Genomic DNA, 22294 nt, shown 5'->3' with positions numbered 1-22294 from the left:
ACGCGCCCGCCCGCCCGATCGACCGCGCCGGGCCGGGCCGGGCCGGCGGGAACGGGCCCTTCCGGTGCTGAAGCGACCGGAAGGGCCCGTTCCTTTCACCTCAGGTGGTGCAGAGGATGCCGAGGTCGTCGACCCAGGCGGCCAGTGTCGTGCCGTTGACCCCGATCAGCGAGACCCGGACCAGGACGTCCGTCGGGCCGTGGTTCCACGACGTCGAGATGAAGGTGTACGGAGCGCTGCCGCTGAGCACCACCGTCTTCAACGCCACGTACGTGAAGCTGTTCGGCTCGATGATCTCGAAGTTGATCTGCTGGTTGGCCAGCACGGGGTTGACCCAGATGCCGGCCGTGCAGCTGGTGGTCGGCGGCAGGAACACCCGCCGGCCGACCGACGAGAAGCCGGCGCTACGCATCGAGATGAACCCGTCCTGTGCCCCGGTACGGGCCTGGAGGGTGCTGATCCCACCGGTGCCGTCACCCACGTGGGTGAAGCTCCAGTTCGCCGCCTGCGCTCCCTCGAAGCTGTCCTGGACGGTGATGATCGCGGCGCTGGCCGGCGCCGCCGTTCCGACGAGCAGGGCCGTGGTCAGTCCGAGCAGGACGGCCAGGGCGCGTACCCCGCCGACCGATGTACGGATGAACCGCATTTCTGATCACCTCGTGATCTTTCCGCTGGTGGGAGCACCTGTCGGCTCCCGATGAATCGATGTCTAGTCGCCGACTCGTTGTCCGGCTTCGGGGCGCCGGACCGGACAATCAACCCCGGACAAACCGACGTACGGATGGATGTGTGCCGTGCCGCGACCCGAGGGTGAACTGGGGCCGGGCAGCCCCGCGCTGATGGAGTTCGCGGCCGGGCTGCGGCTGCTCCGGGAGAAGGCCGGCCATCCGGGCTACCGGGAGCTGGCCCGGCGGGCGCACTTCTCGGCGACGACGCTCTCCGAGGCCGCCGGCGGGCGCCGGTTGCCGACCCTCGCCGTCACCCTGGCGTACGTCAACGCCTGCGGCGGGGACCCGGACGAGTGGGCGGAACGGTGGCGGCAGCTCGCCCGTACCGAGACCGGCGGCGGACGGTCCGGGCCACTCCCGACGACCGAGGACGACCCGCCGTACCAGGGCCTGCTGGCGTACGGGCCGGAGCGCGCGGAGTGGTTCTTCGGCCGGGAGGACGTGGTCGCCGACCTGCGCCGACGGCTGACCGACCGCCGGTTCGTGGCGCTGTTCGGCGCCTCCGGCAGCGGCAAGTCCTCGGTGCTCCGGGCCGGACTGGTACCGGCGGTGACGGCCGGCGACCCGGCGCCGACGGTGCTGGTGTTGACGCCAGGGGCGGACCCGCTCGGCGAGCTGGCCGTGCAGCTCGGCCGGCTGCTCCGGATCCCGGCCGGTACGCTCCGCGCCGACCTGGCCGCCGCCCCGTCCCGGCTGCACCTGACCGTCCGCCAGGTCCTCGCCGACACGCCGCCGGAGTCCGAGTTGTGGCTGGTCGTCGACCAGTTCGAGGAAATCTTCACGCTCTGCCGGGAACCCGCCGACCGGGCCGGTTTCGTGGCCGCCCTGCTCGCCGCGGTGACCGCCCCCCAGAGCCGGCTGCGGGTGGTGCTCGGGGTCCGCGCCGACTTCTACGGCCACTGCGCCGAACTGCCGGCACTCGTCGGCGCGCTGGCCGACGCCCAGGTGCTGATCGGACCGATGACCGCCGGCCAGCTCCGGGACGCCGTGGTCCGGCCGGCCGAACGGGCCGGGGCGATGGTCGAGGGCGCGCTGGTCTCCACGATCGTCGCCCAGGTCGCCGGTCGGGTCGGCGCGCTGCCGGTCGCCTCGCACGTGCTGCTGGAGACATGGCGGCGGCGTCGGGGCAACGCGGTGACCCTGGCCGGTTACCAGGCGGCCGGTGGGGTGGACGGCGCCGTCGCGCAGACCGCCGAACAGGTCTGGCAGGAATTCTCCGTCGCGCAGCGCCGGGTGGCCCGGCACCTGCTGCTCCGACTGGTGGAGATCGGCACCGGCGACGAACCGGCCGCGGCACACCGGGTGGACCGCACCGAGCTGCCCACCGCGCGCCGGGTGGACCGCTCCGAACTGGACGAGACCGACCCGCTGACGCTCGGCGTGCGGGAACGGTTGGCGGCGGCCCGGCTGGTCACCGTGGACGACCGGTCGGTCCGGCTGGCCCACGAGGCACTGCTCGACGCCTGGCCCCGACTGCGCCGATGGCTGGAGGAGGACCTCGACGGCGTACGGGTGCACCGGCGGTTGACCCAGGCCGCCGCGTCGTGGCGGTCCCTCGACCACGATCCGGACGGCCTGTACCGGGGATTGGCGCTGTCCCGGGCCCGGTCCTGGGCACAGACGCACCCGGAGAGCCTGACCGGCCCGGAACGGGAGTTCCTCGACGCCAGCCGGGCGGCCGAGGACGGTGCGCTACGCCGGCGACGTAACCGGCGCCGGTTGTTCGGCGGTGCGCTGGCCGGGGTAGTCACGGTGGTGACCGTCCTGGCCGGGGTCGCGGTCGTGCAGGCGGGACGGGCCCGGGGTCAGCGGGATCTCGCCGTACACCGGCAGCTGGTCGCCGGGGCGCGGGCGCAACTGCCGCGCGATCCGCAACTGGCGTTCATGCTGGCCCGGATGGCGTACGACCTGCGCCCGGACAGCGAGGCCGAGACGGCGCTGCGGCAGGCGACCCTGCACTGGCGCGGCCTCGACACCCGACGGCTCCTCGACCCGGGGCAGGTCCCGGGCACCCGGGTCAAGAACGCCGCGCTGACCCCGGACGGCCGGTACGTCGCCGCCGCCGCACCGGACGGCAGGGTGTGGCGGTGGGACGGCACCGACCCGTCCGGACCGTCGGTGCCGCTGCCGGATCCCGGGCGGGACATGCACGCGGTGGCGATCAGTCCGGACGGCCGGTGGGTGGCCAGCGGACACCGGGACCCGGCGGTACGGCTCTGGGACACCGCCGACCTCGACGCCGGCCCGGTCCTGCTGCCCGGTCACCACGGCGCGGTCCTCGACGTGCGGTTCAGCCCGGACGGCCGGTCGCTGGCGACCGGGGACGGCGACGGTGCGGTCCGGATCTGGGACGTCTCCCGGCGCCCTCGGGCCCGGGTCCTGCCGCAGGCCGGCAGTGGGGCGGTGTACTCGCTGGCCTGGTCACCGCAGGGGCGCCAGCTGGCCGCCGCCACCGTCGCCGCGCCGGCCCGGGTCTGGGACCTGACCAGGTCGGACCGGGCGCCGACCGAGCTCGCCGACTCCACCGGCAGCGCGGACGGGCTGCTGTTCAGCCCGGACGGCCGGCGGGTCGCGGCCACCGACAACGTCGCCGGGGAGGGCGGCAGCCTGCGGATCTGGGAGGTGGGCGGCGGCGACCGACCGCTGCTGCTCGGTCGGCTCCGGGGAGTGCTGCCGGCCGTCTTCAGCCCGGACGGACGTCGGTTGGTCACCAAGAACAGCTACGGCGTGATCGGGATCTGGGACACCGCCGGAACGAACGACCCGCTGACGCTGCGCGGGCACGCCGGCGCGGTCTGCGCGCTCACCCTGACCGCGGACGATCGGCTGGTCAGCGTCGGTGAGGACGGCACGGTCCGCGGCTGGGACGTCGGCGGGGCGTACGACCCGGCGGTGGTCCGCCCGCACCCGGGTCTGGTGCACGTCGCCCGGTTCAGCCCGGACGGCCGGTACCTGGCCACCGCCGGCATCCACGACGGTACGGTCCGGGTCCGGCCCGCTCCCGGCACGACCCCGGCTCCCCCGGATCACGGATCCGCCGATCTGGTCCTGGCCGGACACACCGGGATGACCATGGATGTCGCCTTCGCTCCGGACGGGACACGTCTGGCCACCCTCGACGCCGCCGGTGTGCTGCGGATGTGGGACCGGCCGACCGGACGGCTCCGGTACGCCGTCCCGGCCGGCCCGGCGACCCGGATCACCGTCGACCCGACCGGTCGTCGGCTGCTGACCAGCGGCTCCGGCGGTGTCACCCTGTGGGGCGGCGTCGACGGCCCGCGTCCGGAGCCGGTACGGCTGGCGGAGGTCGGCACCGCGGTCGCGTTCCACCCGGACGGCGGCCGGCTGGCGATCGGCGGCCCCGACGGCGGTGTACGACTGCACGACGTCCCCGACGGTCCGGCCGACGTACCGCCGCCGGGCGGCGCCGTCGTGACGCTGACCGGCGGTACCGAACCGGTCAGTTCGGTGTCGTTCAGCCCGGACGGTGGCCGGGTCGCGGCGCTGGCCCGGGACAGCACCGTCCGGGTCTGGCCGGTGGGCGGCGGGGCCCCGAGTGTTGTCCTCGCCGCGGTCGGGCAGGGTTACGCCACCACCCGGCTGACGTACACCCCGGACGGTCGGCACCTGGCGTTGCTCGGCGGGGAGGAACTCACCGGCGTGCAGCTCTGGCCCGCCGTCGGCGGCACCACACCGGTGACCCTGCGTGTCCTCGGGCCGGGCCCGCTGGGTTTCACCTTCGCCCCGGACGGGGTGGTCGGCACCGTCCACTCCGACGGAACGGTACGGGTCTGGCACTGCGACGTCTGCGGGCCGGTCGACCGGCTCCTCGCCACCGCCGCCACCCGGGCGACCCGCCCGTTCGCCGACGACGAGCGGCGTACCTTCCTCCTCGGCTCAGGGACCCCGGAGCCTGGTTCCGGGAACTAGGCTTGCCGGGTGATCTTTCCTCACTCCGCGACCGGGCGGGACGTCACGTCGACCGGCACTGTCCGATCCGGAATGCTGATCCTGGCGGCGGCGATCGTCGGCTGGGCGTACACGCTGGCGGTGCTCACCCCGGCGATGCCGGTGGTGGCCCGGACCGCGCCGATGCCGGGCGGGGACGGGGAGATCTTCCTCTGGGTCGCCGAACTGCGCTGGACGGCGATCCTGCTCGCGGCGCTCGGCCTGCTCACCGTGCTCGCCGGCCGGCGTGGTGCGGCGCTCGGGCCGGTGCTGCTGACCGTACTGCTGCTCGGGGTCGACAGTGTGCTGGAGCGGTCCGGCGCCGCCGGTGGCAGCGGCCTGGCGCTGGCCCTGTTCTCGGGCGCGCTCGCGGCCGCCGCCGCCGGCTGGCTGGGCGGGCGTCTCGGCCCGGGAACCGAACTTCCCGTGGTCCGTCGTCGGCTCGCCGTGGTCGCGATCGTCGCGGCCGGCTGTGCACCGCTGCCACTGGCCCAGGGCACCCCGGCGGTCAACCACCCCTTCCTGCCGGTTGGCCTGTCGGTGCTGACCGCCGTGCTGCCGGTGCTGCTCACCGCGTTGGCGGCGGTCGCCGTGGTCGCCGCCCGGCCCCGCCGGATCCCGCTGGTGGCGGTCCTCGGGGTGGCGGCACCGCCGGCCCTGGCCCTGGCCGGTCTCGGCCTCGCCACCGGGCGGGGACTCGACCAGTCGCTGACGAGCCGGGCCACCCTGGTCGCCGTACCGCTGGCCGTGCTGGTCGTCGCCCTGCTCCGGCGGCATCCCGTCGGCCGGCCCGTCCGCACCGGGGCGCTCTGGACGACCCTCACCCTGGTCAGCGCGGTGGCCAGTCCGGTGCTGGTCATCGGCGGGGCGTTCCTCTCCATGATCACCTCGTCCATCCTGTTCGAGATCGCCGGTCGGTACTATCCGGCCGACGGCGTCTCCGTGCTCCCCGGCGCGGTCCTGCTCGCCCTCGCCGTCGGTCTGCCGCTCGCAGCCCAGCTCGTCGATGCCGCCGCCCCGGACCACCCGGGCCCGGCGACCGACGCCGGCCCACGCCCGGCACCGCCACCCGCCGTGGCCTGAACCGCCGGGACGCCGGCCCTCGTCACGCCGTCGTGCCCCTCCAGGGCCCCACCGGGGCCACGCCGGGCCCCGGCGTCGACACGTCGCTTCGTCGATGACAGTTCGCCGGGCGGTCACGGTGTCGTGGCCTGGACGGTGGAGACCTCCGCGACCGTGAGCCCATGCGGATCGCGATCGTCACGGAGTCGTTCCCGCCGGACGTGAACGGAGTGGCCCACTCGGTCGTACGGGTGGCGGAGCACCTGGTACGTCGTGGCCACCAACCGATGGTGATCGCTCCGCAGCCGGCCTCGGCCGGGCCCCGGGAACGCGCCGACCACCGGGCCCGGGACGCGGCGCTGCCGTACCTGGTGCTGCGGGTGCCGTCGGTGCCGACGCCCGGCTACCCGCAGTTCCGGCTCGGCCTGCCCGGCCGGGAACTGCCCACCGCGCTGCGCGCGCACGGCACCGACGTCGTGCACCTGGCCAGCCCGTTCGTGCTCGGTGCCCGGGGTGTGGCGGTGGCCCGGGCGCTCGGCCTGCCGTCGGTCGCCGTCTACCAGACCGACGTGGCGGCGTACGCCCGCGCGTACCGGGTCCGGGTCACCGAGGCAGCCGCCTGGCGGTGGCTGCGGTACGTGCACAACGCGGCGAACCGCACCCTCGTCCCGTCCACCGCCACCGCGACCGCCCTGCACGAGCACGGGATCCACCGGATCCGGCTGTGGCAGCGGGGCGTGGACAGCGTCCGGTTCCACCCGCACCGGCGCAGTACGGCGTTGCGGCACGCCCTGGCCCCGGACGGCGAGATCCTGGTCGGCTACGTGGGCCGGTTGGCGCCGGAGAAGCGGGTGGAGCTGCTGGCCGGGGCGAGCGAGTTGCCCGGGGTCCGGGTGGTGGTGGTCGGCGACGGTCCGGCCGCCCCGGCGCTGCGGCGGGACCTGCCGAACGCGCTCTTCCTCGGCCCCCGGCACGGCCTGCAGTTGGCCCGGATCTACGCCAGCCTCGACGTCTTCGCGCACACCGGCCCGTACGAGACCTTCGGCCAGACGGTGCAGGAGGCGATGGCGAGTGGGCTGCCCGTGGTGGCCCCGGCCGCCGGTGGGCCGCTGGACCTGGTCGAGCCGGGGCGCACCGGCACCCTGGTGCCGCCGGACGATCCGGAGGCGTTCACCACGGCGATCGCCGAGCTGGTCGCCGACCCGGGGCGCCGGGCGGCGTACGGCCGGGCCGGGCGGGACGCGGTCGGTGGCCGTACCTGGTCGGCGATCGGTGACGAGCTGATCGACCACTACCTGGCGGTACGGTCCGAGGAGACCGGAATCGACCGCACCGGTACGGCCGGCACCGGCGGCACCCGCCCCGGCCGCCTCTTCCGGCCCCGGCAGGCCGCTGCGTGACGCCACCGACCGGCCACCGCCTGACCACCTCGGCAGGCCGCCCCGAGACAACCCCGACCGGCCACCGCCTGACGGCCCCGAGCGGCCACCACGTGACGCCTCCGATGGATCGCCTCGACCACGGTCACCGGTTGTGCGGTCGGGCCGGATCGGCGGGCGCCGGGCGGATCGTCCGGTTGGCAAACTTCGTCACCGAACGTTCGGGTGGGCTGCGTACCGCGCTGCGGCAGCTCGGGGCCGGATACGCTGCCGCCGGTCACGAGCCGGTCCTGGTGGTGCCCGGTCGACACGACGGCGACGAGCTGACCGGACAGGGTCGGGTGATCACCCTGGCCAGCCCGCCCGTGCCCGGGATGGGCGGCTACCGGGTGCTGCTCGACCGGCGACGGCTCGTCCGGCTGTTGCGGGAACTCCGGCCGGACCGACTGGAGATCTCCGACCGGACGACCCTGCGCTGGGTTGGACGGTGGGCCCGTGAGCAGGGCATTCCGACCGTGATGGTGTCGCACGAGAGCCTGGCCGGGCTGCTGCGGCTGTCGACCCGGAGTTGGTCCGGCGCCGACCGGCTGGCCGACCGGCTCAACGCCCGTACCGTCGCCGGCCATGACCGGATCGTCTGCACGACCGGCTGGGCGGCGGCCGAGTTCCGCCGGATCGGCGCGCCCGACCTGCACCAGGTGCCGCTCGGGGTCGACCTCGACCATTTCCGCCCGGACCGGTACGACCCGGAACTGCGGGCCGCCCACGCCGGCACCGACGACCTGGTTCTGCTGCACTGCGGCCGGTTGTCGCCGGAGAAGCGCCCCGAGCGGTCCCTCGCCGCGCTGGCCGAGTTGCGCGCCCGGGGCGTACCGGCGGTCCTGCTGGTGGTCGGGGACGGGCCGCACCGGGACCGGTTGCGGGCCACCGCCGCGCGCGACAAGCTGCCGGTCCGGTTCCTCCGGTACGTCGCCGACCGTGACCTGCTCGCGCGGCTGCTCGCCACCGCGGACGTGGTGGTCGCGCCCGGGCCGGTGGAGACCTTCGGCCTGGCCGCCCTGGAGGCGTTGGCCAGCGGTACGCCGGTGGTGGCGAGCGCGGAGAGCGCGTTACCGGAGGTCCTCGGCGGCGCCGGGCTCGCCGCGACCGGCGGCGGGCCGGGCTACGCGGACGCGGTGCTGGCCCTGGCCGCCCGCCCGGTGTCCGAACGCCGGACGGCCGCCCGGCAGCAGGCGGAACGCTATCCGTGGTCGGCGGCGGTGGCGGGTTTCCTGGCCGCCCACGACCTGCCGGCTGTGCCGGTCACCAGCGGCGACCGGTGATCCGTTCATAGACCTCGATGTAGCGGTCCCGGGTCGCCTCGACGATCTCGGGCGGCATCTCCGGGGCCGGGCCGGTCTTGTCCCAGCCGGTGCCGACCGCCCAGTCCCGGACGAACTGCTTGCTGAGCGCGTACTGCGAACGGCCGGGCTGGTAGTTCTCCGCCCACCAGAAGCGTGACGAGTCGGAGGTGAGGACCTCGTCGCCGAGGGTCAGGGTGCCGTCCGGCGCCCAGCCGAGTTCGAGTTTCGTGTCGGCGATCAGGACACCCCGTTCGGCGGCCAGTTCGGCGCCCCGACAGTAGACGTCCAGGGTGATGGAGCGGAGCCGCTCGGCGGTCTCGGCGCCGACCTTGGCCGCGACGTCGTCGAAGGTGATCGACTCGTCGTGTTCGCCCTGCGCCGCCTTGGTCGTCGGCGTGAAGATCGGCTCGGGCAGGATCGAGGACTCGACCAGTCCGGGCGGGAGCGGGACACCGCAGACCGCGCCGGTCCGCTGGTAGTCGGCGAGTCCCGAACCGGTCAGGTAGCCGCGCGCGATGCACTCGACCGGCACCATCTCCAGCCGGCGCACCCGGATCGCCCGGCCGGCGAACTCCTCGGGCACGTCGGTCGCCGAGATGACGTGGTTCGGCACCAGGTCGGCGAGCTGCTCGAACCACCACAGGGAGAGCGCGGTGAGCAGCTTGCCCTTGTCCGGGATCGGGGTCGGCAGCGCGATGTCGTAGACCGACACCCGGTCGGAGGCGACCAGGATCAGGTCGGCGCCGTCGGCGTACACGTCCCTGACCTTGCCTGAATGCAGCAGTTCCACGCGCCCAAGTACATCACGGGATCCGGCCGGGCCCGGAACACCCCCGAACCGCCCGACGGCTCCGGTTTCGGGTAGTGGATCGGCGATCCCGGCCGGATGACCGTTGACACCCGGTGAGGCCGACTGTGTAAATGATCCGGTTGCCGTCGCAGATGACCGGTGTCGTCAGGAGCTGTCGTGCCTCTCCCCCTCCCCACCCCGACCGGCCGGACCCGGCGTCGGCTCGGCGCCGCGCTGCTCGCCGCGGTGATCGTCCTCAGCGGCTGCACCAGCCCGAAGGCCGCGCCCGGACCGGAGCGGATCGAGCTCTCCGTCTTCTGGTGGGGTGGCGACCAGCGGGCCGCGCTGACCAAGCAGGCCCTGGAGATCTACAGCCAGCGGTACCCGCACGTACGGTTCACCTTCACCTGGCAGGGCAACGCCGGCTACTACGACCGGCTCTCCACCGAGGCCGCCGCCGGCAACGCACCCGACATCTTCCAGATCGACGACAACTACCTGACCGAGTACGCCCAGCGAGACATTCTCCTGGACATGACCGAGTACGTCCGGGCCGATGTGCTGGATCTCCGTAAGTTTCCGAGCGGTCTCGCCCAGTCCAGCCAGATCGGCGGCCGGACCGTCGCCGCGGCGGGGGCGGAGAACACCCCGGGCCTGATCTACAACAAAAGCCTGTTGCAACGGCTCAACCTGCCGGAACCGCGGATCGGGATGTCCTATCCGGAGTACCTGGCCTGGGCCGAACAGGTGACGGTGGCCAGCGGCGGCAAGGTGGCCGGCACCATGGACCCGTCCGCCGACTACAAGGCGCTGTGGATGTGGCTGCGGTCGCGGCAGAAGGAACTCTACGAGGGCCGCCAGGTCGGTTTCACCGAGAACGACCTCACCGAGTGGTTCGAGTTGTGGCAGGGCGCCCGGCGCAGTGGCGCCACCCCGCCCGCCACGGTGATCCAGCCGGCGAACAGCGGCGACGTGACCAAGCAACTGGTCGCCACCGGCCGGGCGGCGGCCTCGTTCGTCTGGTCCAACCAGTTGCCGGAACTGCAGAAGCTGACCCAGGACAAACTCGGTGTGGTCAGCTATCCGGGGAAGCCGGATGCCCAGTGGGCCCGGGCCGCGATCTACTGGGCCGGCTTCCGGGGCACCCGCCACCCGGAGACCGTGGTGCACGTCATCGACTTCCTGGTCAATGACGTCACCGCCGGCGGCATCCTCGGCACCGAGCGCGGTCTGAGCGCCAACCTCGACGTCCGCAGGGTGGTGCAGGAGTCGCTGACCGACGAGAGCATGAAACTGACGGCCGACTTCGAGGCCGAGATGGCCGACCGGTTCGGGGCGGCTCCGGTGCCCCCACCGAAGGGACACTCCACGGTCAAGACGCTGCTGGTCCAGGCGGCGGAGAGCGTCCAGTTCGGGCGGGCGACTCCCCGGGAGGCCGCCGCCGCCTTCATCAGTCAGGCCAACGCCGCTCTGACCAGCTGACCGCCGGCGGCCTGGCCTCCGGCGCCGCCGGCCCCACCCATCGGTCGCGACCCGGCGGTCAGTCGCGACCCGATCGGCGGTTGCGCAGCACGACAAGCAGTGCCACCACGATCAACCCGACCACGACCAGGCAGCACACCAGGCCGAAGAGGCCGAAACCGCCCCGGGAACGACGACGCGCCGCCTCCAGGACCAGTTCGCCCGGTCCGGTCGAGGCCCAGGCCACCGCCGGTACGAGCACCGTCAACGCCGCGGCGCCGAGCACCGTGGTCAGCCGGACCCACCATCTCCTGAAAATCTCCATACCCCCATCCTCGGTGCTGGAAGCAAGTCCCGCTGGCGACGCGGCCGGGTATGCCGGCAGAACCTCCGTTCGGCGCGCCGAACCGGCGGGGCGAGCCACCAGGAAGTGACCAACACCGATACGCCGAACAGTCTGTGGGGCGCATCATAAGACACTTCTATAAGCATGTGATGTAAAACGGTGCGGTGACGGAACGAACTCCGGGACCCGGCGGCGCCGACGTCGACCCGCTCCGTACGGTCGGCAGCTTCGACCGCCTGCTGCGGCTGCTGCGCCGGCTCACCACCCCGGACGGCCTGAGTCTCACCGCCGCGTCGACGCTGTACCTGCTGGACGAGGCCGGCGCGCAGCGGATCTCCGACCTGGCGGTCGCCGAGGGGGTGACCCAGCCCGGGATGACGCAGCTGATCAGCCGGCTGGAACGGGACGGCCTGGCGCACCGACGCGGCGACCCCACCGACCGCCGGGTGGTGGCGGTGGAGATCACCGATGCCGGCCGAGAACTCGTGGCCCACCGACGTCGAGCCCGGGCCGACCGGCTGGCCGACCTGCTCGCCGACGTCACCGCCGAGGAGCGGGCGGCGATCGTCACGACCCTCGGAGTACTGGACCGACTCGCCGGGCCGCCCCGGGCCCCGGTCGACTCCGGATCCCCCGGCAACCACCACACCTCGGCCGGGCACGGGCCGACGGCCGGGGGCAACCCCTCGGTCACACCAGGAAGCGGAACACGATGACATCAACCACCGACACCGGATCCGGCGGCGGCAGCGGTCGCCCGGACGGGCGGGTACGGGGCGCGCTGAGCGGCGGGGCGGACCACCCGGGCTACAAGTGGATCGCCCTCACCAACACCACCCTGGGCATGCTGCTCGCCACGATCAACTCCTCGATCGTGCTGATCTCACTCCCGGCGATCTTCAACGGCATCCACCTCAACCCGCTGGAGCCCGGCAACGTCAGCTACCTGCTCTGGATGCTGATGGGCTACATGCTGGTCACCGCGGTCCTGGTGGTCACCCTCGGCCGGCTCGGCGACATGTACGGCCGGGTACGCATCTACAACGCCGGCTTCGCCCTCTTCACCGTCACCTCGGTGGTCCTCTCCCTCGACCCGTTCGACGGGGGCGGGGGCGCGCTGTGGCTGATCGGCTGGCGGGTGCTCCAGGCCGTCGGCGGCGCGATGCTGATGGCGAACTCGGCGGCGATCCTCACCGACGTCTTCCCCGCGAAGCAGCGGGGTACCGCCCTCGGCATCAACATCGTCGCCGGCATCGCCGGCTCGTTCATCGGTCTGGTGCTCGGCGGTCTGCTCGCCGAGTGGAACTGGCGTTCGATCTTCTGGGTGAACGTGCCGATCGGACTGCTCGGCACCGTCTGGGCGTACCGGTCACTGCGGGAGAACCGGGTCCGGGTCCGGGCCCGGATCGACTGGTGGGGCAACCTCACCTTCGCGATCGGACTCACCGTGCTGCTCGCCGGTATCACGTACGGCATCCAGCCGTACGGCGGACACACCATGGGCTGGACCAATCCGTGGGTGCTGGCCGGGCTGATCGGCGGGGTCGCGATCCTCGCGCTGTTCTGCCTGGTCGAGAGCCGGGTGGCCGAGCCGATGTTCCCGTTGCGGCTGTTCCGGATCTCCGCCTTCGCCAGCGGCAACGCGGCCAGCCTGCTCGGCTCGATCGCCCGGGGTGGCCTGCAGTTCATGCTGATCATCTGGCTGCAGGGGATCTGGCTGCCGCTGCACGGCTACAACTACGAGCAGACCCCGCTCTGGGCCGGCATCTACCTGCTGCCACTCACCATCGGTTTCCTCGCCGCCGGCCCGCTGGCCGGGGCGCTCTCCGACCGGTTCGGCGCCCGGATCTTCGCCGCCGGTGGCCTGCTGGTGATGGCGGCCTCCTTCGCCGGCCTGCTACTCATCCCGAGCGACTTCAACTACTGGGTCTTCGCCGTACTGGTCTTCCTGAACGGTCTCGGTGGCGGCCTCTTCGCCGCGCCGAACACCGCGATGATCATGTCGAGTGTGCCGGCCCGGCTCCGGGGTGCCGCCTCCGGCATGCGGGCGACCTTCCAGAACGCCGGCATGGTCCTCTCGATCGGTGTCTTCTTCTCGCTGATGGTGGCCGGGCTGGCCGGCTCGCTGCCGGGCACCCTGGAGTCCGGGCTGACCGCACAGGGCGTACCGGAGAGCACCGCGCACTCCATCGCCGGACTGCCGCCGGTCGGTACGCTCTTCGCCGCCTTCCTCGGCTACAACCCGATCGAACAGTTGCTCGGCCCAGAACTGCTCGGCACGCTGCCCGAATCGAGCGCGCACACCCTGGTCGGTCGGGAGTTCTTCCCCAACCTGATCTCCGTACCGTTCCACCACGGGTTGACCGTGGTGTTCTGGCTCGCCATCGCGATGGCGGTGGTCGGGGCGATCGCCTCACTGTTGACCACGAAGGCACCGGCGGCTGAACCGCCCACCGACCTCCCGCGCCGACCCGAGGCCGATTGACCCGACCGGCCACACGTCCACCGGACACCGGCCAGCGGGCTCAGCCGGGTACGCCCCACTGGCTGACGAGTTCGGCGAGCCGGTCCCAGGCCGGCGACGTCACGCTGGCCGAGGTCCCGACCAGCCGGGCGGCGGTCGGGTCCGGAAGCTGTTCGTCCTCGATCCCACCGTCGCGGTTGGCCATCCAGCGCCGCATCCGGTCTGCCAGCACGGGCAGGCGCGGATCCTCGGGAGCCCAGTCGAACGCCGCGTCGTACTCCAGGTAGATCCCGACACACTCCGGGTCGTCGATCGAGTCGCGCTTGCCGGCAAAGAGCGGGGCCGCCTCCTCCGGCGAGACCGAGTACAACAGGATCCAGGTGTCCCGCTCCATCCGTACCAGTCGCTCGCTCACGCCGAGCACCCGCAGTCGGTCGAGGAAGTCGGCCACCTCGGGCGGGACGAACAGCCGGTCGCCGCCGCTGAGTCGGGCGATCCGCTCGCGGGTACGGATCAACTCCTCAACCCGTTCCCGCAGGGTGCGGTCGATCTCGGCGACCGCCGCGGCGAACCGGTCCGGGTCGGCCACGAGCAGTTCCCTGACCCTGGCGAGCGGCACACCGGCTTCGGCCAGCGTCTTGATTTTGACCAGCTCGATGGCGTGGTCGGCACCGTAGCTCCGGTAGCCCGACGAGCCACGCGGTGGTTCCTTGAGCAGTCCGCGCTCGTGGTAGTGGCGGACCGCCTTGATCGTCACGCCCGCGTACCCGGCGAGCTGGCCAATGGTGATCATTTTCGTCGGTCTCCCCTCGACCAGCCCGGAAGCGAAACGTACCGCCTGTCACCCGGGTAGCGGGCTAGCGCACGGCTGTCCGGACCCGGGTGAAGAGGCGGCCGCCGAAGTCCACCCCGACGACCCCGCCGGTCGCGTCGCGGGTGAAGAAGCCGCGTTGCCCGGTCAGCCCGCCCTCGGTGATGAGGTACTCGTCGCCATCGCCCGGGAGCAGGCCCGTCGCGGCCGGCGGGTAGTCCGGGGGCGCCTCGCCCGCCAGTCCCGCGCGGATCTCCGGCCTGATCCCGACCTCGAGCGTCAGCCCCGCCCCGTCGGTCGCGATGACCAGCGCCATCGCGTCGTTCTCGTAGCGTCCCGCGATCTCGGCGGCGCGCCCCGCGTCGTACGGAACCGGCTCCGGGTCCCGGTCGACCACCCCGAGGTAGTGCGCGAGCGCCCAGCGCACCACGGCCTGGTTGAACGGAGTACCGTCCGGACCGGCGTTGGCGAACGAGACGACCGCGAAGTCACGCCCAGGAACGGTGAGCAGTTCGGCGAACTGGCCGTCCGACGACCCAACATGCCCGGCAGTACGGACGCCGTCCACGTCGCGCAGGAACCAGGCGATGCCGAGGGCCTGGCCGGCGCTGCTGCCCCGCAGCGCCACCGTCGGCTCCGTCATGCTCCGCAGCAGTTCGGCGGGGAGGACCCGCTCGCCGCCTTCGGCGCGTCCGTCGCCCAGGTGGAACCGGGCCCACCGCAGCTGGTCACGCACCGAGGACGCCAGACCCGAGCCGGGGTTGTTGCCGCGTCCACCCGGCCGCCACGGCCGCGCGATGGAGAGCCTGCCGTCCTCGCCACGGTTGTGCCCCACGGCGAACCGCCGGGTCATCACGTCGAGGGGGGCGAAGAGGCTGTGCGACAGCCCCAGCGGCTCGGTGAGCAGCGAGGCGACGGCTTGCTCATACGTCAGGCCCGTGACCTTCTCCACGATCCGGCCGGCCAGGTTGTAGCCGGCCTGACTGTACGAGACGCGGGTGCCGGGCGGCGCGATCAGCTTCAGGTCGGCCAGCCGCGCCACGTAGCCGGCCAGTGCGTCGTTCCCCTCCCCGGGCTCCACGATGACCGACCAGTCCAGTCCCGACGTGTGGTTGAGCAGTTGCAACACGGTGACCTCCGCCGCGGCCCGCTCGTCGGCGAGCGCCAGCTCGGGGACGTACCTCCGCACCGGCGCGTGCAGGTCGACCCGCCCTTGGGCGACGAGGCACATCAGCGCGCTCGCCGTGTAGGTCTTCGTGACCGAGCCCAGCGCGAACAGCGTGTCCGGGTCGACCGCGACGGGGTTCTCGACGCTCGTCACGCCGTGGCACGCGTAGACCTCCCGGCTCTCCACCCAAACTCCGACGGCCGCGCCCGGGATGCCGAACCTCGTGGCGGTCGCCGCGACGAATTCGGAGAGCGTGTCGTGTGACATTCGGTTTCCTTCCGTCCTCTGCGCGCCGGGTGCCGAGCCGGCCACGACCTCCCCGTGCCGGCTCGCTCCGTGTTTCCGCGCGTTCCTGCCACGAATGCTCGGACCCTGCCCCAGGGGCAAGGTCAAGCCTGGTGGGACATCTCCTGTACGGAATCACCTCGGGCGCCCGGCAGAGACGGCACGTTGATCGGTGCGAACCGGGTGCCGTCGGCGTGACCGCCGGCCAGGGGGTCGCCACGGCGGGAATGTGCGGGCCGCGTCGATCGGTACGGGATCGGGCCGTGGTCCACCCGAACGGTGCGACACCGGCCCGGACGACGACCGCCCGCCCGCCCGCCCGCAGCTCACCTGCTGACCAATTGCTCGGCAAAAAATCAGAGCCCGCCTCCCTGACCTGCGGGAGACGGGCTCTGATTTTGATGCTTTTCTCGTAGCGGGGACAGGATTTGAACCTGCGACCTCTGGGTTATGAGCCCAGCGAGCTACCGAGCTGCTCCACCCCGCGTCGGCCTGTTAACCCTAGCGCACACCGCCCATCGCCCGCAAAACGAGGGCAGAACTGCCCGTACAGAGCCGACCGGGCCCGGCGACGGAGGCCCCAGCGCTCGGAAACAGCCCACACGACAACGGCCCCCCGGACGATTCCGAGGGGCCGTTGTCGTGTTCAGTAGCGGGGACAGGATTTGAACCTGCGACCTCTGGGTTATGAGCCCAGCGAGCTACCGAGCTGCTCCACCCCGCGTCGGCTCGTAGAGGTTAGCCCAGCCGGCCCCGCCAAGGCAAAACGATTCCGGAATCGGCACCGGCGGCCGCCGAGGGCGACCGCCGGTGTTGATTCCTCCCGATCGACAAGACTCAGCGAGGATTGTTGTTACCGGGACTCAGCTGCCCGGCGACGGTGGCGCGGTCGGCGTACCACCCGCCGGTGAACCCGTCGGGGTCGGCCCGGCAGCGGGCGTCGCCGCCCGCTGGGCCGCCTGGAACTCGTTCATCGCGTCGTCCAGCGCCTTCAGCGCCCGGCCGTACCGCTCGAAGTCGCCCGAGGTCTGGGCGGCCTTCACCTCCGCGATCGCAGTCTGCACCTTGGTCGCGGCGGCGGTCAGCTCCGGCGTCAGCGACGGGGTGTTGTCGCCCGGCGGCGGTGACGGCGGCGGGTTGGTGTTGTCGCCGGGCGGCGGAGGCGGCGGAGTGCCGGTGTTGGCCTCCTTCGCCTGCCGGACGAGGTCCTTGACCCCCTCCTCCAGGCTGTTGGCCAGCGCCACGTACTGGCCACCGTCGCCGTACGAGATCAGCACCCGCTGCAGCAGCGGATAGGCGTTCTGCTGGTTGCTCTTCACGTACACCGGCTCGACGTAGAGCATGCCGTTGCCGAACGGCAGGGACAGCAGGTTGCCGTACTGCACCTGCGCCTGGTTCGAGGTGAGCAGGTTCAGCTGCTGTCGGATCGTCGCGTTGTTGGTCATGTTCTGGTGCACCTGCACCGGCCCGGAGACCGCCGTCTGGTCGGGCAGTTCCAGCACCTCCAGCCGGGGCTGGCCGTCGACGTACGACCCACTGATCAACGCGGCGAGGTTCTGCCGGCCGGCCGGGGTGACCGCGGAGGTGAGCTGGAAACGCGGCGCCTCCTGCTCCGGGAACTGGGTCAGCAGGTAGTACGGCGGCTGCCGCTTACCGCTGTCCGGCGCGTCCGGAGCGTTCGGCACCTCCCAGAAGTCCTGCCCGGTGAAGAACTCGCCCGGGTTTGTCACGTGGAACCTGGCCAGCAGGTTCCGTTGCACCTTGAACAGGTCCGCCGGGTAGCGGAAGTGCGCCGCCAGGTCGGCCGGGATCTCCGACTTCGGGATCACCAGGTCGCCGCCGAACGCCTTGTTCCAGGCCTTCAGCACCGGGTCCTTGTCGTCCATCTGGTAGAGCTTGACCGTGCCGTCGTACGCGTCGACGGTGGCCTTGACCGAGTTCCGGATGTAGTTGATGTTCTCCCGGGCCAGCTCGAAGGTGCCGAGGCCGGTCAGCTCGTCGGCCGTCTCCTCCTGCAGGTTCACCTGGTGGGCGTACGGGTAGGTGGCGGCGGTGGTGTAACCGTCGACGATCCACTGGATCCGCCCGCCGATCACCGCCGGGTACGGGTCGCCGTCCAGGGTGAGGAACGGCGCCACCTTCTCCACCCGGTCCCGGGGGTTCCGCACGTAGAGCAGCTTGGAGTTGTCGTTGACCGCGCCGGAGAGGACGAAGTTCGGCTCCTGCTCCTTGATCGAGTAGAGCAGTCGGCGACCGAACGAGCCGATGTCGACGCCGCCGGCGCCGGTGTAGGTGTAGGTCTGCTCGCCGCCCTCGCCGGTGGGCCGGTCGAACTCGACGTGGCGCTCCGGGTCGGTCTGGCCGACGATCGCGTAGTCGGCGTCGTCCATCTGCTCGCCGTAGTAGATCCGCGGCTGCTCGGCGACGATCTGCTCGGCCGCCGAGGAGCAGCCCTCCTGGCGCTGGTCGCCGAGGAAGCCGGAGACGAAGTACGGCTGACCGCCACAGACCACCCGGTTGGCCGGCGCGCTCACCATGCCGTACCCGTGGGTGTAGATGGTGTGCCGGTTGATCCAGTTGCTCTGCTGGTCGGTCAGCTTCAGGTAGTTGATCTCGCGCATGCCGACCACGACGTCCTGGGTCTTGCCGCCGATCTGGTACCTGTCGATGTCCAGCTTCTCGCCGAAGTCGTAGAAGCTCCGCACCTGCTGCGCCAGGGTGTACGTCTCGGAGACCAGCTGCGGGTCGAGCAGCCGGACGTTCGGCACCACCGTGGTGTCGGTGGCCAGGTTCTCCGGCGGCCGCAGGTTCGACGCGCTGTAGGGCGAAACCTTACTCTCGGTGAGACCGAAGGCGTCCCGGGTGGCCTGGATGCTGCGCTCGATGTAGAGCGCCTCCTTGTCCCGCACGCTCGGCCGGACCTCGAAGGTCTGCACCGCCCACGGGTAGATTCCGCCGATCGCCACCGCCGAGATGCCGAGCAGGGCGAGCGAGATGCCCGGCCAGACCAGGTTCCGCATCACCGCGTTGGAGAAGACGATGATCGCGACCGCGACCACGATCGAGATGTACGCCAGGATCTCCTTCGCCGGCAGCAGGGCGTTGATGTCCGCGTAGCCGGCGCCGTAGAGATCCACACCCTCGTTGAACTCGAGCAGCATGGCCCGCCGGTCGAGCACGTACGCCACGGCCTTGAGCAGCACGAAGACCGCCACGAGGGTGGTCAGGTGGGCCCGGGCGGCGTTTGTCATCCGGTCGCCGACACCCTGCAGCCGTACCCCGCCGAAGATGTAGTGCACCGCCAGCGAGCCGATCACCGCCAGCACCACCGCGGTGAAGCCGACCCCGAGCAGGTAGCGCAGGAACGGGAACTGGAAGACGTAGAAGCCGACGTCGATGTTGAACTCGGGGTCCCGTACCCCGAAGTTCTGGGAGTTGCGGAAGAGCATCCACTGACCCCATCGGGTCTGTGCGGAGAGGCCGGCGAAGAGCCCGACGACAACCCCGATCGCCGCGAGCCAGGCCCCGATCCGGGGCGCCAGGACCGAGCGGTACCGCTCCAGCGTCACCTGTTCCGGCGAGTTCGGCCGCAGCAGCGGACGGAGCCGGTAGGCCAGCCACATGTTGCCGGCCACCAGCAGTGCCATCGCCAGACCGACCGCGACGAAGAGCAGGATCCGGGTGACCAGCACGCCGGAGAAGACCTCGGTGTAGTCGACCTCCTGGAACCAGAGCCAGTCGGTCCACGCCTGCACACCCCAGCCGAGCAGGGTGAGCAGTAGGAACACCCCGAGGAGTACGCCCACGGTGACGCGGCCGCGCCGACTCATTCTTGGTAGGGGGCTGCTACGCATGACCACTGTTGGCTCCGCACGTTCGGAAGTGACCGGCTCTGATCAGGCACCTAGACTACGGGGTATTCCTGAATACGATCGGTCCCCTACCACCACCGGTCGGTTCAGCACTTCGGCGGCTGCCCACCCGCCCGGATGGTGGCCAACGCGGCGAGCGCGTCCTGCAGGGTCCCGATCCGGGCCATCGGCAGTCCCGGCTGGGCGTTGCGGACCGCCTCCGCACAGTTGTCGGCCGGCACCAGGAAGTACGTCGCACCGGCGTGCTTCGCCCCGACGAGCTTCTGCGGGATCCCGCCGATCGGCCCGACCTGACCCTCGTCGTTGATCGTGCCGGTGCCGGCGATGATCCGGCCACCGGTCAGGTCCTCGGGGGTGAGCTTGTCGACGATGCCGAGGGCGAACATCAGGCCGGCGCTCGGGCCACCGATGTCGCCCAGGTCGATCTTCAGCTCGAACGGGTGCGGCTGCTGCTGCTCGATTTCGACGCCGATCCGGGGCGGTCCGCCGTCGGTGGACCGGGTCACCACGGTCGCGGTGGCGTCGGCGCCGTCCCGGGTGTAGCCGATCGTCAGCGTGCTGCCCGCCGGCTTGGCCTGCACCAACCGGGTCAGCGTGCCGGCGGTCGGCACCGGCTGCCCGTCGACCGAGGTGATGACGTCCCCGGCCTTCAGGACGCCGTCCGAGGCACCGCCCGCGACGACGTTCTTGACGGTCACCCGTACCGGGAACCCGAGTTCGCGCAGCGCCGCGGTCTCGGCACTGGTCTGCGACGCGGCGAAGTCCTCGGCGTTGCGCTGCTCGACCTGCTGCTGCGTCTCCCCCGGCGGGTAGATCAGCTCGTACGGCACCACGGCCTCGTCGGAGGAGAACCAACCGGCGATCGCGGTGATCAGTTTGACCTCGGGCTGGACGCCGACCGTGGTGAGCCGCAACTGCCCGGCGGAGGTGGAGGTCTCCCGGCCGGACACCTGGATCACCTCCTTGTCGTCCTGCCGGCCCAGGGTGTCCACCGTCGGGCCGGGGCCGAGTACGACGTACGGGATCGGGGCCGCGAGCAGACCGAGGCTGAGCAGGGCGGTGATCACCGCACCGAGCAGAACCGTGACACCGCGACGTCTCATAGGCCGAAGCGTACCGAGCGGCGGCTGGCCGCCCGCCGGGTGAACCCGTCTCTTCCCCGAGCCGGGGTGGGTGGGACAGCTCAGGGTTTTCCCGGGTTCACTGTCGGCGCAACACCGGGGCGGGCGTACGGAGGTTCGGCGCGCGTACCGTGGACGGGTGCCTGATATTCCGTTCGGCTTCGCCCTGCCGGGTGGTCAACCGCCCGACCCCAACGACCCGCGGCAGATGCAGCAGTTCATGGCCCAGCTGCAGCAACTGCTCGCCGCGCCGGGCAGCGGCCCGGTCAACTGGGACCTGGCCCGCCAGGTCGCGGCCAGCCAGCTCGCCGCGGCCGGCGACCCGGCCGTGACGCCGTACGAGCGCAACGCGGTCGAGGAGGCGCTCCGCCTCGCCGACCTGTGGCTCGAACCCGCCTCGGCACATCCCTCCGGCATCCGTCTCTCGGTGGCGTGGAACCGCAACGAGTGGATCTACCGGACCCTCGACGTCTGGCGGAAGCTCTGCGACCCGGTCGCCGGGCGGATGGTCGGCGCGATGGGTGACCTGGTACCGCCGGAGGCCCGGGCGCAGCTCGGCCCGATGCAGTCCATGCTCAGCACGCTCGGTGGGGCGTTGTTCGGCGGACAGCTCGGGCAGGCGCTCGGCTCGCTCGCCGCCGAGGTGCTCTCGGCCGGTGACATCGGCCTGCCGCTCGGCCCGGCCGGCACGGCCGCGCTCGTCCCGGCCAACATCAAGGAGTACGGCGAGGGCCTGGAGCTGCCCGAGGACGAGGTACGCCTCTACGTCGCCCTGCGTGAGGCGGCGCACCAGCGGCTCTTCCAGCACGTGCCCTGGCTGCGCGGCCACGTCCTCACCGCCGTCGAGATGTACGCGGCCGGCATCACGGTGAACCGGGAGGCGATCGAGGAGGCGATGGGCCGACTCGATCCGACGAACCCGGAGTCGATGCAGACGCTGGCCGTGGAGGGGATCTTCACCCCGGAGGACACCCCGGCGCAGAAGGCCTCGCTGACCCGGCTGGAGACCACCCTCGCCCTGGTCGAGGGCTGGGTGTGCCACGTCGTGGACACCGCCGCGGCGGGCCGGCTGCCGAACGTCAACCGGCTCAGCGAGGCGTTCCGCCGCCGTCGGGCGGCCGGCGGTCCGGCGGAGCAGACGTTCGCCGCGCTGGTCGGGCTGGAGCTGCGTCCCCGCCGGCTGCGGGAGGCGGCGGCACTGTGGGCGGCGTTGACCGAGCACCGGGGCATCGCCGGACGGGACGCTCTCTGGGGCCACCCGGACCTGCTGCCCGGCGAGTCGGACTTCGCCGACCCGGACGCCTTCGCCCGCTCCCAGCTCGACCTCGGTGACCTCGACGACTTCGACTTCACCGTGCCCGGCCCGGCCGAGCCGGGCCAGGACCGGCCCGCCGGGTCCGCCGGGTCCGCCGGGTCCGCCGAGGACCGTACCGACGAGCCGGGGCCGGGGCAGTCCGACAGGCCGGACGAGTCCGACGGGCCGGGCGCCGCCGGTTCCGGTAGGCCGGAGTAGGTC

The 22294-nt window shown here is 72.1% G+C and carries 15 protein-coding genes and 2 tRNA genes; 8 read left to right on the top strand and 9 right to left on the bottom strand.

Going from position 1 to position 22294, the window contains the following annotated elements; all coding sequences use genetic code 11:
• Positions 1 to 100: 100 nt before the first annotated feature.
• Positions 101 to 646, bottom strand: coding sequence for a hypothetical protein (locus ABGB21_RS14390; protein ID WP_347653438.1), 546 nt, complete (start codon positions 644 to 646; stop codon positions 101 to 103).
• 148 nt (positions 647 to 794) lie between these two features.
• Here ABGB21_RS14390 and ABGB21_RS14385 point away from each other — a divergent pair, with 148 nt between their 5' ends.
• From ABGB21_RS14385 to ABGB21_RS14370, 4 genes are all read left to right on the top strand, one after another.
• Positions 795 to 4658 carry a hypothetical protein gene (locus tag ABGB21_RS14385; RefSeq protein ID WP_347678121.1) on the top strand — a complete coding sequence of 1288 codons (3864 nt, stop codon included), beginning with the start codon at positions 795 to 797 and terminating at the stop codon, positions 4656 to 4658.
• Positions 4659 to 4667: 9 nt separating this feature from the next.
• Positions 4668 to 5759 carry a hypothetical protein gene (locus ABGB21_RS14380; RefSeq protein WP_347653436.1) on the top strand — a complete coding sequence of 364 codons (1092 nt, stop codon included), beginning with the start codon at positions 4668 to 4670 and terminating at the stop codon, positions 5757 to 5759.
• Between the two features lie 161 nt (positions 5760 to 5920).
• Positions 5921 to 7138: a glycosyltransferase family 1 protein gene (locus tag ABGB21_RS14375; RefSeq protein ID WP_347653435.1), complete on the top strand. Its 1218-nt coding sequence runs from the start codon at positions 5921 to 5923 to the stop codon at positions 7136 to 7138.
• 104 nt (positions 7139 to 7242) lie between these two features.
• The gene (locus ABGB21_RS14370; RefSeq protein ID WP_347653434.1) at positions 7243 to 8439 is read left to right on the top strand and encodes a glycosyltransferase; all 1197 of its coding nucleotides are present in this window, start codon (positions 7243 to 7245) and stop codon (positions 8437 to 8439) included.
• Here the strand turns inward: ABGB21_RS14370 and ABGB21_RS14365 are convergent.
• Complete coding sequence (locus ABGB21_RS14365; protein WP_347653433.1) at positions 8420 to 9250, bottom strand: phosphoribosylaminoimidazolesuccinocarboxamide synthase; 831 nt, start codon at positions 9248 to 9250, stop codon at positions 8420 to 8422. The genes ABGB21_RS14370 and ABGB21_RS14365 overlap by 20 nt on opposite strands.
• 177 nt (positions 9251 to 9427) lie before the next feature.
• Here ABGB21_RS14365 and ABGB21_RS14360 point away from each other — a divergent pair, with 177 nt between their 5' ends.
• Positions 9428 to 10732: an ABC transporter substrate-binding protein gene (locus ABGB21_RS14360; RefSeq protein ID WP_347653432.1), complete on the top strand. Its 1305-nt coding sequence runs from the start codon at positions 9428 to 9430 to the stop codon at positions 10730 to 10732.
• Positions 10733 to 10790: 58 nt separating this feature from the next.
• Here the strand turns inward: ABGB21_RS14360 and ABGB21_RS14355 are convergent, their stop codons facing one another.
• Positions 10791 to 11036: a hypothetical protein gene (locus tag ABGB21_RS14355; RefSeq protein ID WP_347653431.1), complete on the bottom strand. Its 246-nt coding sequence runs from the start codon at positions 11034 to 11036 to the stop codon at positions 10791 to 10793.
• 185 nt (positions 11037 to 11221) lie between these two features.
• On the opposite strand from ABGB21_RS14355, the gene ABGB21_RS14350 reads away from it, so the two are divergent.
• Both ABGB21_RS14350 and ABGB21_RS14345 read left to right on the top strand, forming a co-directional pair.
• Positions 11222 to 11773, top strand: coding sequence for a MarR family transcriptional regulator (locus ABGB21_RS14350; protein WP_347653430.1), 552 nt, complete (start codon positions 11222 to 11224; stop codon positions 11771 to 11773).
• A complete protein-coding gene (locus tag ABGB21_RS14345) occupies positions 11770 to 13542 on the top strand; it encodes an MFS transporter (protein ID WP_347678119.1) in 1773 nt (590 codons plus the stop codon). The genes ABGB21_RS14350 and ABGB21_RS14345 overlap by 4 nt, the downstream gene beginning before the upstream one ends.
• 40 nt (positions 13543 to 13582) lie before the next feature.
• On the opposite strand, the gene ABGB21_RS14340 is transcribed toward ABGB21_RS14345, so the two are convergent.
• From ABGB21_RS14340 to ABGB21_RS14315, 6 genes are all read right to left on the bottom strand, one after another.
• A complete protein-coding gene (locus tag ABGB21_RS14340; RefSeq protein WP_347653428.1) occupies positions 13583 to 14314 on the bottom strand; it encodes a MerR family transcriptional regulator in 732 nt (243 codons plus the stop codon).
• Positions 14315 to 14378: 64 nt separating this feature from the next.
• Positions 14379 to 15767, bottom strand: coding sequence for a serine hydrolase domain-containing protein (locus tag ABGB21_RS14335; RefSeq protein ID WP_347678117.1), 1389 nt, complete (start codon positions 15765 to 15767; stop codon positions 14379 to 14381).
• A 431-nt stretch (positions 15768 to 16198) separates the two neighbouring features.
• A tRNA-Met gene (locus ABGB21_RS14330) sits at positions 16199 to 16272 on the bottom strand.
• A 163-nt stretch (positions 16273 to 16435) separates the two neighbouring features.
• Positions 16436 to 16509, bottom strand: a tRNA-Met gene (locus ABGB21_RS14325).
• Between the two features lie 139 nt (positions 16510 to 16648).
• Complete coding sequence (locus ABGB21_RS14320) at positions 16649 to 19639, bottom strand: UPF0182 family protein (protein WP_347678167.1); 2991 nt, start codon at positions 19637 to 19639, stop codon at positions 16649 to 16651.
• A gap of 104 nt (positions 19640 to 19743) precedes the next feature.
• Complete coding sequence (locus ABGB21_RS14315) at positions 19744 to 20760, bottom strand: PDZ domain-containing protein (protein WP_347658521.1); 1017 nt, start codon at positions 20758 to 20760, stop codon at positions 19744 to 19746.
• Positions 20761 to 20986: 226 nt separating this feature from the next.
• Between ABGB21_RS14315 and ABGB21_RS14310 the strand changes: the two genes are divergently transcribed.
• Positions 20987 to 22291 (top strand): zinc-dependent metalloprotease, encoded by a 1305-nt coding sequence (locus ABGB21_RS14310; RefSeq protein WP_347658532.1) that lies wholly within the window; start codon positions 20987 to 20989, stop codon positions 22289 to 22291.
• Positions 22292 to 22294 lie beyond the last annotated feature (3 nt).

The sequence above is a fragment of the Plantactinospora sp. B24E8 genome (assembly GCF_039871735.1).
Taxonomy (GTDB): Bacteria; Actinomycetota; Actinomycetes; order Mycobacteriales; family Micromonosporaceae; genus Plantactinospora.
Note: the sequence above shows the minus strand (reverse complement) of the source record. Positions and strands in the feature narration are given on the sequence as shown.

Bases quoted from the DNA above. Each gene is read 5' to 3' on its own strand.
- ABGB21_RS14390 (WP_347653438.1), bottom strand. From the start codon at position 646: ATGCGGTTCATCCGTACATCGGTCGGCGGGGTACGCGCCCTGGCCGTC.
- ABGB21_RS14375 (WP_347653435.1), top strand. From the start codon at position 5,921: ATGCGGATCGCGATCGTCACGGAGTCGTTCCCGCCGGACGTGAACGGA.
- ABGB21_RS14370 (WP_347653434.1), top strand. From the start codon at position 7,243: ATGGATCGCCTCGACCACGGTCACCGGTTGTGCGGTCGGGCCGGATCG.
- ABGB21_RS14355 (WP_347653431.1), bottom strand. From the start codon at position 11,036: ATGGAGATTTTCAGGAGATGGTGGGTCCGGCTGACCACGGTGCTCGGC.
- ABGB21_RS14345 (WP_347678119.1), top strand. From the start codon at position 11,770: ATGACATCAACCACCGACACCGGATCCGGCGGCGGCAGCGGTCGCCCG.
- ABGB21_RS14340 (WP_347653428.1), bottom strand. From the start codon at position 14,314: ATGATCACCATTGGCCAGCTCGCCGGGTACGCGGGCGTGACGATCAAG.
- ABGB21_RS14335 (WP_347678117.1), bottom strand. From the start codon at position 15,767: ATGTCACACGACACGCTCTCCGAATTCGTCGCGGCGACCGCCACGAGG.
- ABGB21_RS14320 (WP_347678167.1), bottom strand. From the start codon at position 19,639: ATGCGTAGCAGCCCCCTACCAAGAATGAGTCGGCGCGGCCGCGTCACC.
- ABGB21_RS14315 (WP_347658521.1), bottom strand. From the start codon at position 20,760: ATGAGACGTCGCGGTGTCACGGTTCTGCTCGGTGCGGTGATCACCGCC.
- ABGB21_RS14310 (WP_347658532.1), top strand. From the start codon at position 20,987: ATGCAGCAGTTCATGGCCCAGCTGCAGCAACTGCTCGCCGCGCCGGGC.